The sequence below is a fragment of the Desulfovibrio mangrovi genome (genome assembly GCF_026230175.1).
Taxonomy (GTDB): Bacteria; Desulfobacterota; Desulfovibrionia; order Desulfovibrionales; family Desulfovibrionaceae; genus Halodesulfovibrio; species Halodesulfovibrio mangrovi.
The window spans coordinates 3,499,971-3,514,562 of the sequence record NZ_CP104208.1 but is presented as its reverse complement, the minus strand read 5'-3'; the positions used below and the strand labels follow the sequence as shown (position 1 = coordinate 3,514,562).

The 14,592-nt window shown below is 59.6% G+C and carries 15 protein-coding genes; 5 read left to right on the top strand and 10 right to left on the bottom strand.

Annotated elements, in window-relative coordinates; all coding sequences use genetic code 11:
* The first annotated feature begins 135 nt into the window (after positions 1–135).
* The gene (locus N1030_RS15695) at positions 136–531 is read left to right on the top strand and encodes a secondary thiamine-phosphate synthase enzyme YjbQ (protein ID WP_265826466.1); all 396 of its coding nucleotides are present in this window, start codon (positions 136–138) and stop codon (positions 529–531) included.
* Between the two features lie 3 nt (positions 532–534).
* Here the strand turns inward: N1030_RS15695 and N1030_RS15690 are convergent, their stop codons facing one another.
* Both N1030_RS15690 and N1030_RS15685 read right to left on the bottom strand, forming a co-directional pair.
* Positions 535–1,260: a uracil-DNA glycosylase gene (locus N1030_RS15690; RefSeq protein WP_265826464.1), complete on the bottom strand. Its 726-nt coding sequence runs from the start codon at positions 1,258–1,260 to the stop codon at positions 535–537.
* Positions 1,260–2,471 (bottom strand): pyridoxal phosphate-dependent aminotransferase, encoded by a 1,212-nt coding sequence (locus N1030_RS15685; protein ID WP_265826463.1) that lies wholly within the window; start codon positions 2,469–2,471, stop codon positions 1,260–1,262. The genes N1030_RS15690 and N1030_RS15685 overlap by 1 nt, the downstream gene beginning before the upstream one ends.
* Before the next feature lie 284 nt (positions 2,472–2,755).
* Here N1030_RS15685 and N1030_RS15680 point away from each other — a divergent pair, with 284 nt between their 5' ends.
* Complete coding sequence (locus N1030_RS15680) at positions 2,756–3,430, top strand: YaeQ family protein (protein ID WP_265826462.1); 675 nt, start codon at positions 2,756–2,758, stop codon at positions 3,428–3,430.
* A gap of 42 nt (positions 3,431–3,472) precedes the next feature.
* Here the strand turns inward: N1030_RS15680 and N1030_RS15675 are convergent, their stop codons facing one another.
* The 8 genes from N1030_RS15675 to N1030_RS15640 all read right to left on the bottom strand — a co-directional run bounded on the left by N1030_RS15675 (position 3,473) and on the right by N1030_RS15640 (position 11,770).
* Positions 3,473–4,456 carry a PhzF family phenazine biosynthesis isomerase gene (locus N1030_RS15675; protein WP_265826461.1) on the bottom strand — a complete coding sequence of 328 codons (984 nt, stop codon included), beginning with the start codon at positions 4,454–4,456 and terminating at the stop codon, positions 3,473–3,475.
* Positions 4,457–4,573: 117 nt separating this feature from the next.
* Positions 4,574–5,635, bottom strand: a complete 1,062-nt coding sequence (locus N1030_RS15670) for a glycosyltransferase family 4 protein (protein WP_265826460.1) — start codon at positions 5,633–5,635, stop codon at positions 4,574–4,576.
* Between the two features lie 107 nt (positions 5,636–5,742).
* Positions 5,743–6,687, bottom strand: a complete 945-nt coding sequence (locus tag N1030_RS15665; protein WP_265826458.1) for an aminotransferase class IV — start codon at positions 6,685–6,687, stop codon at positions 5,743–5,745.
* Between the two features lie 24 nt (positions 6,688–6,711).
* The gene (locus N1030_RS15660; RefSeq protein WP_265826457.1) at positions 6,712–7,758 is read right to left on the bottom strand and encodes an aspartate-semialdehyde dehydrogenase; all 1,047 of its coding nucleotides are present in this window, start codon (positions 7,756–7,758) and stop codon (positions 6,712–6,714) included.
* Between the two features lie 184 nt (positions 7,759–7,942).
* Positions 7,943–8,356, bottom strand: a complete 414-nt coding sequence (locus N1030_RS15655; RefSeq protein WP_265826456.1) for a bacteriohemerythrin — start codon at positions 8,354–8,356, stop codon at positions 7,943–7,945.
* A gap of 182 nt (positions 8,357–8,538) precedes the next feature.
* Positions 8,539–8,985, bottom strand: a complete 447-nt coding sequence (locus N1030_RS15650) for a DMT family transporter (protein WP_265826455.1) — start codon at positions 8,983–8,985, stop codon at positions 8,539–8,541.
* Positions 8,985–9,410, bottom strand: a complete 426-nt coding sequence (locus N1030_RS15645; RefSeq protein WP_265826454.1) for a (deoxy)nucleoside triphosphate pyrophosphohydrolase — start codon at positions 9,408–9,410, stop codon at positions 8,985–8,987. The genes N1030_RS15650 and N1030_RS15645 overlap by 1 nt, the downstream gene beginning before the upstream one ends.
* A 386-nt stretch (positions 9,411–9,796) precedes the next feature.
* Positions 9,797–11,770 carry an ABC-F family ATP-binding cassette domain-containing protein gene (locus N1030_RS15640; RefSeq protein ID WP_265826453.1) on the bottom strand — a complete coding sequence of 658 codons (1,974 nt, stop codon included), beginning with the start codon at positions 11,768–11,770 and terminating at the stop codon, positions 9,797–9,799.
* A gap of 170 nt (positions 11,771–11,940) precedes the next feature.
* Between N1030_RS15640 and flgF the strand changes: the two genes are divergently transcribed.
* Genes flgF through flgA form a run of 3 tightly spaced genes read left to right on the top strand, consistent with a single transcriptional unit; the run spans position 11,941 to position 14,559 of the window.
* Positions 11,941–12,723 (top strand): flagellar basal-body rod protein FlgF, encoded by a 783-nt coding sequence (flgF, locus tag N1030_RS15635; RefSeq protein WP_265826452.1) that lies wholly within the window; start codon positions 11,941–11,943, stop codon positions 12,721–12,723.
* A gap of 21 nt (positions 12,724–12,744) precedes the next feature.
* Positions 12,745–13,530 carry a flagellar basal-body rod protein FlgG gene (gene flgG, locus N1030_RS15630; protein WP_265826451.1) on the top strand — a complete coding sequence of 262 codons (786 nt, stop codon included), beginning with the start codon at positions 12,745–12,747 and terminating at the stop codon, positions 13,528–13,530.
* A gap of 27 nt (positions 13,531–13,557) precedes the next feature.
* Entirely contained in the window at positions 13,558–14,559 is a 1,002-nt protein-coding gene (gene flgA, locus N1030_RS15625; protein WP_265826450.1) for a flagellar basal body P-ring formation chaperone FlgA, read from the top strand.
* Positions 14,560–14,592 lie beyond the last annotated feature (33 nt).

Sequence of the window (14,592 nt, the reverse complement as noted above, 5' to 3'; positions counted from 1 at the left end):
CCTGCGTCCAAAGCGGCACGGCATGATATGTTACGGCAAACGATATTGCGCGGTTGCACCGCCACGGCAATCGGGCCATACTCGGAAAGGCCGCAACATTCACATATACTTTGACAAGCCACTCAGGGAGACAGCATGCATACCCTTTCCATACGCACTGCGGAACGCGAACAGCTCATCGACATCACGCGGGAGGTTCAGAACCTCGTCAACGCGCAAGGCTGGCAAGACGGCATGCTGCTGCTCTACTGCCCTCATACCACGGGGGCCGTAACCATCAACGAAGGGGCAGACCCCGATGTGAAACGCGACATCGCCGTAAACATGGCCAAGCTTGTGCCCATGCGAGGAGATTACCGCCACGCAGAAGGCAACAGCGATGCCCATATCAAGACATCGCTGTTCGGCCCGGCACAGATGCTGATCGTGGAAAACGGTGACGTCATGCTCGGCACGTGGCAGGTCATCTATTTCTGTGAATTCGACGGACCAAGACAGCGCAAGCTGTGGGTGAAGTTCATTTCGTCGTAGACGCTACCACTCCACAACTCCCCTTCCCTGCGCTGCAAGCCACTCGTTCGCCTGCCGGAAATGACCGCAGCCGAAGAAGCCCCGATAGGCCGAGAGGGGGGATGGGTGTGCCGATTCCAGCACCAGATGCCGCGCGGTATTCACCAGCGCGGCTTTCTGTTGGGCATGGCTGCCCCAAAGCAGAAAAACGGAAGGGGCGCAAAGTGCGCTGGCCGTGGCGATAATGTCGTCGGTAATGGAAGACCAGCCGAGGCCGGCATGCGAACCGGCCTTGCCTGCCGCCACCGTCAGGGTTGTATTCAGCAGCAACACGCCCTGCCGAGCCCAACGGGTCAGGTCCGTACTGTGCACCAGTGGTTCGCTCCCCCCGCCGTCCTGCTGAAACTCCGCATCTATCTCCTTGAAGATATTGCGCAGCGAGGGCGGCATCTTGGCTCCGGCGGCAATGGCTTCCGCCGGTACGGAAAAGGATAACCCGTGCGCCTGCCCCGGGCCGTGATAGGGGTCCTGCCCCACAATCACCACACGCACAGATTCAAGCGGCGTCAGGTGCAGCGCGTTGAACACCAGTTCTTCGGGCGGATATACAGTTCCCTTGCCGCGCAGTCCGGCAACGGCTTCCAGCACGGGAAGGTGCTCCCCTTTCGTGAGAGCGGGCACGGCTGCAAGCCAATCTGTCGGAACCTGAGCCCCGCCCGCATCCTTCGCAACGATCTTCCTGCGGGCCACTAGCGGGCGTCCTTTGCCCATGCCGCGAGGCGGTTGAAACACTCGGCGAGTTCCGCTTCATCCCCTCCGAAAGACAGGCGCAGATGCCCTTCCCCTTCCGGCCCGAAGGAACCCCCCGGAATGGTAATGACCTTGGCCTCTTCCAGAATGCGGCGGGCCACATCGGGAGACGCTGCATCCGTAAACAGGTATTTCGCCATCACGTAAAAAGCGCCGCGCGGGGCCACATAGGAAAAATGCTCGCTCATGGCATCCAGCGCCTTGCAGGTCAGCGCACGGCGGGCAACCAGCGCCTGCTGCATACCGGCCACGCAATCCTGCGGTCCGCGCAGGGCTGCGAGCGCAGCATACTGCGAAACCGTGGGTGCGCAGATGGCGGCGGCATCGTGCACCTTGAGCAGTTCGTCCATCCAGCCCTTGTCCGCCGCAACGTAACCGACACGCCAGCCGGTCAGGGCATACTTCTTGGAAAAGGAATTGATGCAGATGACGTGGTTGCGCATCTCCGACAGGCTGGCGGGACTGAACGGCATGGGCGCAGGCTCGCCGTCCGCGCCGAAGACCATAAAGTCGTAGGTCTCATCGGAGATGATCACGAAGTCGCGTTCCAGCGCCAGTGCACACAGGGCGCGCACATCCGCCTCGTCATACACGGTACCCGTGGGATTGCCGGGGTTGCACAGAATGACGGCACGGGTACGGTCCGTCACTGCTGCGCGAATGGCGTCCACATCCAGCCCCCAGTCAGCGGGACGCAGCGGCACATATACCGGCCGACCTTCCGCCATGAGCACCTGCTCCGCATGCGAGGCATAGCCGGGCGAGGGAATGATCACCTCGTCGCCACGATCCACGATGGTCAGCATGGCCATGAGCAAGGCTTCCATGGCCCCCACGGTCACGCCGATTTCGGTATCGGGATTCACTACGAAGCCCTTGTCACGCTCAAGCCCTTCGGCAATGGCCTCGCGCAGAGCAGGCATGCCCGGCTGCAGGGAATATTTGCCTACGGAAGGCTCATCGCGCAGGGCGCGGCACACTGCCTCTGCAATATGCGGGGGCGTGGCAAAGGAGGGCACCCCCTGCCCCAGAGAGACGCAGCCGCCCACCTTGGCGGCCAGCATGGGCATGAGCTTGGTAGCGGAAATACGGATATTCTGAACCCTGCGGCTGACCCTGCGGACTGCCGGAGGCGTGACGGGTGCGGACATGGGAGTCTCCTGCATGAGCGGAATGAAAAGGAAATAGCGATGCCGTGCCGAGCCCCTGCGCCGGAGAACATGCCGCCCGAACAAAAGGACGACAGCACCATGCATGCAAGGACCGCCGAACCATACACCCCGCCCCCTGCCCTTGCAACAGACGGACACCGATGATACCCGAAAACGATAATGATATTGAGGGAAATTGCAGCGTAAGCGACCCGCGCTTCAGTCAGCCGGAAGGGAGCTGACGGCTTCTTCCTGCGCCCTCCTCTCTCCATCAAGGCAACCGCATGAAATACACCTTGAACATCAAGCGCAGCCTGCAAAGGCCTCCGCACAACACCCCGCCGCAAGCCTGCCCCGATGCGTCCTGCAGGGCTATTGCCCCGGAGCGACGCATCAAGCTTGTGCTGCGCGCCGCCCCCGGCGAGGTGGCGTGGCATATTGCCCTGAAGATACTGGGCTACCTGCTGTTCATGGAGTACGAACCGCGCATCGAGGAAGGCATAGGCTGGCACTACAAGCCCGACCTTGTCTCGCTGGACGACCACGGAGCCCTGCGCTTGTGGGTGGACTGCGGCAACATAGCCGTGCGCAAGATCGACCGAGTGGCACAGAAAGTGGGACCGGACGCCCCCTTCGTCATCCTGCGCCGCTCGCACCGGGATGCCCTGCTGCTCGCCCAGTCTCTCGACAAGATGCGCTTTCCCGAGCGGGTGCACATCCTGTCCTTTGAGAAAGGCTTCGTGGACGCCTTTGCGGATGCGCTGGACGCCACCAACCAGATTCAGACCCGAATTAGTCTCCACCCCACGTCCGCCCCTCAGAGCCGGATGACAGCGGACTGCGCTGCATCTTCCGACGTCTATCCGTCTGTCACACACATGGCAGCCATAGCCCTGCAGGTGAGCAACAGAAAGGGTGACAGCACACTTTCCAGTGCCATCACCCTGCAAAAGCCCTGATTCCTGACCAAATAGCAGGACGGACGCCGAAGACCCCGGACATCAGGGCAACGGCGAAACGGTACCCTCATCGCTCACGCGCAGACGTAGCTCACCCGCAAGCACGGCCTTGCCTGCGATCTGCACTGCCACCACGGCCCCGCCGAAGCGGTACACGGTCACATCCACAAAACCTTCCTTGCCCATGGCAAAGCCCTGACGGGCCAAAAAGGTCACAGTCTCTTCGTCCGGCAGCATGCCGTGGGTCGCAAGGTACACGCCCGCAGGCCCGTTGGCCATGCCCGTGACCGGATCCTCGTTAATGCCCTCGGCAGGGCAGAACATGCGGCCGTCTATGCGATACGGACAATCCTCTGCGGCTTCGACGAACACGTACAGCGAAGCGCAGCCCAGACGAGGAGCCAATGCCGCCAGCGCCTTGAAATCCGGGCGCATGTCGTGCAACACCTGAGCTTCCCGCAGCGGCATGATGATAACCTCTGAGCCGGTAGAAACATACTGCGTGGGAATATCGGTACGTATCATCCCCACCTGAATGCCCAACGTGGCGGCAATGGCAGCCCTATCCACAGCATCCACCTCCCTGCCCAGACGGGGCTCCCCCTGCGTCATGGTCACCTCGGGATCCCCGTGCGCATCGGGTCCTACCAGCACGGGCATACGCCCCGCACCGGTTTCCATGGCATGGTTTGCCTCGCGGATGCCCTTTGCCTTGGCAAGGGCATAGTGGGTGGCAATGGTGGCATGCCCGCAGACGGGAACCTCCACCGTCGGTGTGAAGAAGCGCACCAGCATATCTGCGGCATCCGGCATGAACATCCCGCCGAAATCAAAGGGAATGCCCCCCTTGACCGAATCCGCGGCAGGCGGCGGCAGCAGAAAAGCCGTCTCGGAAACATTCACATAGGCGGCAATGGCCTGCATCTGCGCCGGACTCAGCTTTTCGGCATCCAGCACCACGCCTGCGCGGTTTCCCTTACCCACTTTGTCGGTGAAGGCATCCACCAGAAGCACGGTAACGTCCATGATTCTCTCCTGCGGGCAGCACCGCTGCCAGTTTGAAAAAGGCCGATACCAAACGGTACCGGCCTTGAAAAATGCGTACCGTTCAACAGGCACAGCGGGCGGAAAGAGCGCTCTCCGCTACAATTGCCTGTACAAGGCCATGTAGGCTTCCGCCATGCGCCTGTCGGAGAATTCCGCAGCAGACTCCTGCCCGTTACGGACCAGTTTATCCGCCAGCACGTGATCCGTCATGAGCTTATGCAGACATTTCGCCAGCGCCCCGTGGTCACGGTTCGGGAAAACCAGGCCATTCTCATTATCCCTGACAAGCTCAAGATTCGACGGCAAGTCGGAACAGACGACTGGCAGTCCGACGCACCAGCCTTCCTTGACGGTGCCGGAAGACCCCTCGCCATCCACCGAAGGAACGGCAAGCAAATCGAAGTCCGGCAAAAATTCACGGCTGTCCTGCCAGCCCAGCATGGCCAGACGGGAGTCCACGCCCAACTCGCCCGCAAGCGCGGCAACGGAATTGAACAACTCTCCCGAACCGATCATGCGCACTTCCCACGGGGGCAATCCGCTCATGGACTGCATTTCCGCCATGGCGCGCACAAGCACCTCGTGCCCTTTCTGCCCCGTAAACGCACCGACCATGCCGATAACCACGCGGCCATCGCCGCGACTGCGGCGGGAGGTGTAGCGGCAGCAATCAATACCGGAATGAATGGTGTGCACCTTCTCGGCAGGCATGCCCGACGCGATGAGCACATCCGAAATTTCCTGACTCACTCCCACCACGGCGTCTGCGCGAAGGTACTTGCTACCCCGCCATCCGTTCTTGAGCGGATAGGAAACACGGCGGGAGTGCACCACAACCACCCTGTCACTCCACAGCTTCTTGCACATGGCGGCAAGGGCCGCGCTCTTGGCACAATGGGAATGCAGAATACGCACGCCCTCCTTGTGCACCAGTCCGCGAATGGCGTGCAGGTTACGAGGATCCCACTCACGATTGCCGGAAAGAGGCAACAGGCGGACCCCCTCCAGTTCTTCGGCATGTCTGAGCAGCGGCGCTTTGGCCGGCGCTGCGATTATGGGAGAAAAACCACCGGCAGCAGCCAGCGCACGGGCAAGGTAGTAAACCTGCCACTGACCGCCGCGCATCTCCCTGCCGAGGTCGAGCAACAATATATGCATCAGAACTCTGTGTTCCTAAAGGTAAATACGGCACCGGATAACCCGGTGCCGGACCGAATATTCATTCATCGTCTCTCCGGATTGATGCCGGACAGACGAACACAACTCTAGCGTACGGGAACGCCGAAATCCTTTATATCCTGCCGCAACAGGTCGCGAATCCTCTTCGCCACCGGTCCCGGACGGACATCATGGATGGGCTGTCCCTCGAAGCGCACAATACTCACGCAATCGCCGGTGGTGCCCATGATCATGAGTTCACGGGCACGATAGATGTCATCCTCGCGCACACGCTGAAACACGACAGGCATCTCGTCCTTGATCAGGTCCACCGCACGCATGACCGTGGTGCCGGTCAGGGCGTTGGTGAATTCAGGGATGACCAGCGTTCCCTTCTGGTCCACCAGCGCCACGTTTTCGGTGGCGCCTTCAGCCAGAAAGTCGTTGTCGTCAAAACACAGGGGCACGTTCAACCCGCGTTCCGTGGCCTCGCGGCGCATGAGCACATTGGGGATGTAGTTGGCGTTTTTCATCCGCGCCATGTACCCCGGCTTGGCCGGAATGGAGGAGCGGAACGCCGTGAGTCCCGAGTCATAGCACTCGGCTGCCAGCGGTTTGAAACGGTACGCCACCACATACAGGCTGGAAACGGGACACTCGGCGGGATCAATGCCGAAGCCCCCCGGACCGCGCCCCACAAGGATACGCAGCATACCCTCTTCCGTCTCGGCGGCACGGGCCACCTCGATGGTTATTTCACGTAGTCTTTCCCACGTGCAGGGCGGAGCCAGATACAGCCCCTTGGCAGAACGTTTCATGCGCTCGATGTGGGCATCGAGCTGATAAATACGCCCATCTTCCCATTTGATGCTTTCAAAGATGCCGTCGCCACGGTGGGCAAGGTGGTCATCCATGGGCAGCACCATGAGGCGTGGATTCTTGCAGATGCAGCCTATGCGGTGCTCATAGAACGCCAGAACCCCCTGTTCGCCCGCACGGCGGGCGGACAGGAGCTTCTGGATATATTCTTCGGTTTCACAAACAGGTATCACGATGCTTCCTGTCGTTCAGGTTGATTACTGGAAGACGGTGGTGTCCTTCACGCCCAGCAGGTCACGCTCGATAAGCAATTCGGCGATCTGCACGGCGTTCAGGGCGGCACCCTTGCGGATATTGTCGGCAACGATCCACATGTTCAGGCCGTTGGCGATGGTTTCATCCTCGCGGATGCGGCCCACAAAGGTGGCATCTTCACCCGCGGCTTCAATGGCCATGGGGTAGATCTTTTCCTTGGGGTTATCCAGCACGGTAATGCCGGGAGCCTGCGTCAGAATGGCGCGGGCCTGCGCGGGGGTGAGCTTCTTCTCCGTTTCGATGTTCACGGACTCGCTGTGGCCGTAGAACACGGGAATACGCACGGCAGTAGCCGTAACCTTGATGCTCTCGTCGCCCATGATCTTCACGGTTTCGTGCACCATCTTCATTTCTTCCTTGGTGTAGTCATTATCAAGGAATACATCGATGTGCGGCAGCGCGTTGAACGCGATCTGATAGGGGTACACCTTGGGTTCGGGCTGCTGCATGTTGAACAGCTGACGAACCTGGGATTCCAGCTCCTCAATGGCCTTCTGGCCGGTACCGGAAACAGCCTGATAGGTGGAAACCACTACGCGCTTGATCTTGGCCGCGTCGTGCAGGGGCTTGAGCGCCACCACCATCTGGATCGTGGAGCAGTTGGGGTTGGCGATGATGCCGTTGTGCCATTCCAGATCCTGCGGGTTCACTTCCGGCACGACCAGCGGGCAACGCTTGTCCATGCGCCATGCGCTGGAGTTGTCCACCACCACGCAGCCAGCCTTGGCGGCAAAAGGCGCGAACTTCTCGGAAGTGGAACCACCGGCGGAAAAGATGGCGATATCGACACCTTCAAACGAATTTTCAGTCAGTTCCTGCACGGTCAGTTCAGTACCGTTGAAAGGAACCTTGATACCCGCGGAACGGGCAGAGGCAAGGGCAATAACCTTGTGAGCAGGAAACTCCCGCTGCTCAAGCGTCTTCAGCATTTCGCGGCCCACGGCACCTGTCGCACCGACAACCGCCACGACCAACTTTTCTTTGCTCATTGGATCATATCTCCTTGATCGCACACAAATCACCAAATCTGGAATGTCGGACATTCCCGCATCCCTTGCCTTGTCGCCGCCGGAATCCGCCAATCCCGGCCAACGTCGAAATCATGCCGCAGGGCCTTCTTGCGGCCAACGGGTTGCCCGCCGCCAAACGGGCCACCAAGAAAATTCTCCGGCGCTATTCCACGCCCTTTGACTTGAGCACGGCTCCCATTACCTTGTCCGTGCCATTGATGTGCTTGAACCACCAATCAGTCAAGTAATCAAGCAATTCCGGCGTAATGCCGGAACCTTTCTCAAGATACTCCAGCAAAAAATTCACGGCAGAAGAGAAAAACTCCCTATGCTGCTCCATGTGCTCTTCATAATTAGGCATCTCGTCGATATACGGAGCCATGTACCTGCGCTCTGCGGCGAAGTGCTTCTGGGCGTAGTCGTTCACCTTGTTGATCAGGTCGGCAAGGACATCGTAGTCCCTGTTTTCCATGTAGGCGTCGTACAACTCGTTGATGATGCCCGTGAGTTCGGCGTGCTGCTCGTCAATTTCCTTCACGCCCACGTACATGTCCGGAGTCCATGCCAGCTTACCCATGCGTCCTCCTCGTTTCCCGCCCAATCCGAAACGAAATACCGACACACCTGCCCACATCAGCAGGCTGCCTCACTGAAAAGCATCCTCCAGCATAGGCCATCGCGTAGGCAAAGACAATGGCAATGATACCACATCGTACCGGAAATACCGGCATATGACGCCATGCGGTGGCAACAGCATCTTCAGTAGCGGCGAATAATCAGCACGCCACCCACCAGCATGGCCACACCTACGAGGCGCATCAGGGAAAGCGGACGCTCCGCATAGCCCAAGAGACCGAAATGATCGAGACTCACCGAAGCAAGCATCTGCCCCGCAATGACAAGACCGACCATGGTGGCCGCACCCAGACGGGGGGCAAGGAAGGTGACAACCGTCACGAACACCGCACCGAGCAGACCGCCTACCCAGTGCCACCAGTGGGTTGTCGACCCCGCAAAGGAAGGAAGAGGGATGCGGGCCGCTACGCAATAAAGAACCAGCGCCAGCGTACCCACGGAAAAGGAAACGAGCGAAGCCATGGCGGGGTGTTTGGCCCAATGCAGTTGCAGTTGCGCGTTTATGCCCGCCTGCGTGGGGAGCGTGGCCCCTGCCAGCAGGGCCAATCCGATAAGGAAAAAGGTGTTCATCATGCCTCCTGTGCCGAACGTGCCGCCGGCTTGGCGTAAGGCACGTGCCGCAGGTCGTCCACAATGGCGATATCAGCTTCCAGAAAAGGCATGGCCATGGCTTCCGCGTGGGTGAACCAGCCTATCTCGTGGCCTTCCAGCGGGTGCACGGTGCCATCGTAGTCCGTGATATGGAAAAAGTGCAGGGTCACGGTCAAATCAGGGTATTCGTGCTGCACCTCGCGCCAATATTCCCATGCTGTGGGCGTGATGTTCATCTCTTCGACAAACTCGCGCACCAGTGCGTGGTCGGGCGTTTCGCCGGACTCGATCTTGCCGCCGGGAAATTCCCAGAAACCCGCGAACGGTTTGTCTTCAGGGCGTTTCGCGGCGAGAAAGCGGCCTTGGTTCCAGACGATGCCGGCGACGACAGTGATATGCTTCATGACAGTTGATTGGGTAGTTGATTGGGTAAAAGGGAGGGTGGAATTTTTCGCTAGTCCGCTCTTTCCTGACAGGGTTTTCGCCGACTACATTGAGGCTTGTCTTACGCTTACCGTTGCTGCCTCCGGCGGCCAGAGAGGCCTCAGCCGGGGCTTGCAGCCCCTCAGCAAGGCCCCTCTGGACTCCCCTGCCTCGCCCCTGCCTACCGTTGAATGTCAATTCCGTCCCGCCGTAGAAGCGAAGCGCTTCAAATCGGCCTGACATTTAGGCAGCAAGACAAGAGATCCCACTAATTATTCGCTGACATACAAAGCACATGCAATCCAACTTCAGCGATTCAGGATATACGAACAAAGCTCTAAGACCGGAACAAAAAAAGGGCAGGCTCCTAAATCACATCATCCACAAGCGCTGCCTTGCGGGCTTCCAGCTCATTGATGGCGGCCTCAAGCTCACCCATCTTTTCCATGAGCTCCTCACCCTTGGCCTGCAGGGCATGGAAACGCTTCATCAGGTCGGATGCCTTGCCGGAATCGGCATACACCGCAGGATCGGCAAGCAGGGCTTCCACTTCGCCTTGTTCCTCCAGAGCAGCTTCAAATTCCTTTTCCAGCTTGGCGTAAGCCTCCTGCTTGGGCTTCAGGTCCTTGTAGATAGTATTACGCAACTCGGCCTGCTGGCGTTTGATGCGCTTCTGCTCTTCACGGCTCAGACCACCCGCACGGGGCCCGTCCGTGTCACGTGCCGAAGCGTCGGAAGCCTGCTGGCGGCGGGCCTTGTCGTATTCCTCAAACCCGGATTCATAGACGGTGAAGCCGTTTTCATCCAACGCCCACACCTGATCGGCCACGGACGAAAGCAGGTGCCTGTCGTGCGCCACCATGAAAATGGTGCCGTCAAAGGCATCCAGTGCTTCCACCAGCGCCTCGCGCGATTCAAGATCAAGATGGTTGGTGGGTTCGTCGAGCACGAGGAAGTTGCTGCGCGACAGGAACAGGGTAGCCAGCAACAGGCGGCTTTTTTCACCACCGGAAAGCGTGCTCACCTGCCGGTCGAAATAATTCTGCCCAAGCATGAACAGCCCCAGCACGGACATCAGCTCTTCTTCCGTGGTGCGCGGGTCGGACAGGCGGCGGATTTCGCCCAGCGCCGTACCGGAGGCATTCAGAATATCCAACTGGTGCTGACTGAAGTAGCCCATGCGCACCTTGGACCCCATAACCACATTGCCGCCGTTCTTTTCCAGCCTGCCGGCAATGAGCTTGAGCAGCGTGGACTTGCCGCAGCCGTTGTGCCCCACCAGCGCCACGCGCATGCCGCGATAGAGCTGGAAGTCGAGATTCGGCCACAGGCGCGTGCCATCGCCGAAGCTGTAGTCCAGCCCCACCACGCTCAGCACGGTCTTGTCCGCCGGCACGGGTTCAGGCCACTTGAAGTCCAGCGTCCTGCGCTTGGCCTCCACCTGAATTCCGGAAAGTTCCTTTTCCAGACGGGCGGCCATCTTCTGCTTGGAACCGGCCTGACGCGCCTTGGAGGCCTTGGCCTTGAAGCGGCGCACAAAATCCATCTTGCGCTCAATTTCGCCCGCAAGCCGCTGCTGCTCGCGCACCTTCTGCGCTTCTATCTCTTCCTGCAGGGTAAGGAACTGGGTAAAGTTGCCCTTGCGGAACATGGGCTTGGATGCGCCAAGATACAGCACGTGAGTGCCGATCTTGTCCATGAACACACGGTCATGCGCCACGAAGACAAGCACGCCCTTGTATTCCAGCAGAAAATTCTCCAGCCACTCCACGGCTTCCAGATCAAGGTGGTTGGTGGGTTCATCAAGCAGCAGCACGTCCGCTCCGGCGGTAAGCACGCGGGCCAGCTTGGCGCGTTCACGCCAGCCGCCGGAAAGCTGCCGGATAGGCATGTGCCATTTGCGCTCGGCAAACCCCAGACCGGAAAGAACAGTCTTGGCCCGATGTTCGGGGTTGTGCCCGTAAATCTGTTCCAGCTCCGCCTGCCGTGCCCCAAGACTCTTCAGCGCGCTCTCGTCGCCTGCCTGCGTGGCAGCTTCCCACTTGGCCCAGAACTCGTTCCAGTCGGGCAGCACTTCCAGCACCCAGTTGAGAAGGGGCGTTTCCAGCAGGCTTTCGTCCATTTCCTGGGCCACGTAACCCAGACGGCATTCCTTGGGCATGGACACCTTTCCTCCGTCAGAGGAGGCAACGCCCGCAATCAGCTTGATCAGGGTGGACTTGCCACAGCCGTTGGGTCCACACACGCACAGGCGCACGCCGGACTGTATCTCGAGCGAGAAGTTGGCGAACAGGTCATGCCCGCCATAGGTCTTGGTCAGATTCTGTATATTGATATTCATGGATAGCCTCTTGAGGATGCTAGCGCATACCAGAAGCCGCGCCGGTTGGCTAGCCGCACAGCTCGCATGGGGGTGCCTGCCCGTTCCAGACGCTGTTCACGCACCTGCCCAATATGGCCCCTATTTTGCAAATCCTTCTTCACGCGGCATGTGCCGCAAGGAGGATTCCCATGCAAGACAGTATGTACAGCGCCCTGTTCGGTGCGCTCACAAACGAGCACCGCCTCAACAGTATTACCAATAATCTCGCTAACGTGAACACCACGGGGTACAAGAAGGACCAACTCGCCTTCAAGGATACCTTCGTCATGTTCGCGCATGACCAGATCATGGAACCTGTGGCGACAGTGCGGTCCAAAAAGCTGTTTCCGGAGCCCATTCACATAGCCAAACCCCGCCTTGCCGTCTCCCAGACGGACTTCTCGCAGGGGAGCATGAAAGTCACCGGAGACCCGCTGGACGTGGCTCTGCATGGGGAGGGGTTCTTCAAGGTCCAAACTCCCGACGGGGACTACGTCACCCGCAACGGACACTTCCGTCAAACAGCTGACGGTCAGCTTGTCACGGAACAGGGCTGGCCCGTGCTCGGCACCGGCGGCCCCATCACCATTCCGCAAAACGCCAAGGTCGTTATCAACGAGGCAGGCCAGATCTTCAACGGAGACGAGCAGATCGACCAGCTGCAAATCGTCACCTACGAAGACCTCAATGTCCTTGAAAAACGCGGCCGAAACCTGTTCCAGCCCCGCCCCGGCCAGCAGCCCGCGGAAATCCCCCCGCAGGGCACCACCGTGGCGCAGGGCTTCCTTGAAACGGCCAACGTGGAAGTGGTGACCGAAATGGTGAACATGATTGAAGCCCAGCGCCAGTTCGAAGCCTACACCAAGGTAATGCAAAGCACGGATGCACTGGACAAGGACGCCATCCAGCGCGTTTCCAAGTCACGGGCATAAGCCCCGCAGGAGGATATCATCATGATGCGCTCTCTCTGGACAGCGGCCACGGGCATGGTCGCCCAGCAGCTGAATATCGATGTCATATCGAACAACCTTGCCAACGTGAACACGGTGGGCTTTAAGAAAAGCCGCGCCGAGTTCGAAGACCTCATGTACCAGACCCTGAAGATCGCGGGCTCGACAACGGGCGACAACAACCGCATTCCTACCGGCATTCAGGTTGGTATGGGCGTGCGCCCCACCACTGTGCACAAATTCTTCACCCAGGGCGACTACCAGAACACCGGCAACTCGCTTGACCTTGCCATTGAAGGCGAAGGCTTCTTCCAGGTGGATGTGAACGGCGAGCTCATGTACACCCGCGCGGGTGCATTCAAGCTCAACGCAGACGGCACCGTGGTCAACGCCAACGGCTACGTGCTGCAGCCGCAGTTCACCGTGCCCCCGGAAACCAAGAACATCGCCGTTTCCGAAACAGGCTACATTGCCGCACTGGACAGCAGCGGCGCGGAACTGGCCTCCGCAAACATCCCGCTCTACACCTTCATCAACGCTGCCGGTCTCGACGCACGGGGGCGCAACCTCTACACGCCCACCGAAGCCTCCGGCGCGGCCACGGAAGGGGTGCCCGGCACCGACAATGTGGGCACCGTCTCGCAGGGCTTCCTTGAAATGTCCAACGTGGAAATCGTGGATGAAATGGTCAACATGATCGTGGGTCAGCGCGCCTACGAAATGAACTCCAAGGCCATCCAGACCTCCGACTCCATGCTGCAGATGGCGGTTCAGCTCAAGCGCAGCTAGCCCTGACTGCGGGTTAACAAAGGATTCATGATGAGAGCACTCTGGCGCACCATACACCTTCCGGCACTGACCGTACTCGTGGCGGTCATGTCGGCGTTTGTCGCCCTTGCGACGGCGCACGCGCAGGTGGATGCCGACTGGCGTATTCACATCCGCGATGCCGCTGTGGTGGCGGGCGATCGCGTTCTGTTGGGAGAAATCGCCGAACCTGTTGGCAAGGCGACGCCCCGCAACTGGAAGAAACTTGCCGCAATGCCGCTCTGGTCCGCACCGCCGCGACCGGGACAGCCCATGACCATCAGCAGGCACCGTCTGCGCAAGGAACTGGCAAAATACATAGGCGAAACGGCAGACCTTGCAATCTATCCCGCCTCCATCGCCATACAGCAGGGAGGCAAGGTTGTCCGGCAGGATGAACTGAACACCCTCATTGTCAGTTCATTGACGCGTTACACATCCTCTCTTGAAGGCGAGGTGAGCGTGCGGGATATGCAGCTGCCCCAATTCGTCTTTCTGCGAGACCGCATGAACAGGCTGGAAATGGAGCCCCCATCGTCTCTGGCGGCAGGGCAATTCACCATCCGCCTGCGCGAGGTGACGGAAGCTGGCGACCTTGTCCGCCGCATTACGGGCGGAGCCACATTGGACCAGTGGGTAACGGTGCCCTGCGCCGCAGCCCCCCTGAACCGGTTCGACAGCCTTTCGCCCGAGTCCGTAACCTTTGCGCGCAAGAATCTGGCCTACCTGAACGGCGATGTCTGGAACGGCAAAGGCGGGCCCTGGCGGGTTCTGCGCTCCGTGGGAGCCGGCTCGGTCATCTATCAGAGCGATCTGGAAATGACGCCCATGCTGCTCAAGGGCAGCAAGGTCGATCTCATCTATGAAGGCAGAACCCTGCGACTGAGCGTGCCCGCACAGGCAATGGCCGACGGCAAACCGGGGGAACTTGTCCCGGTCCGCAATTTGCAAAGCAAGAAAGAAGTATATGCTACCGTGCGCGATGCGACCACGGTGGTCATCAAAAAGTAGGCAACCGGAACAACCGGAAGCAATAACGGGCAA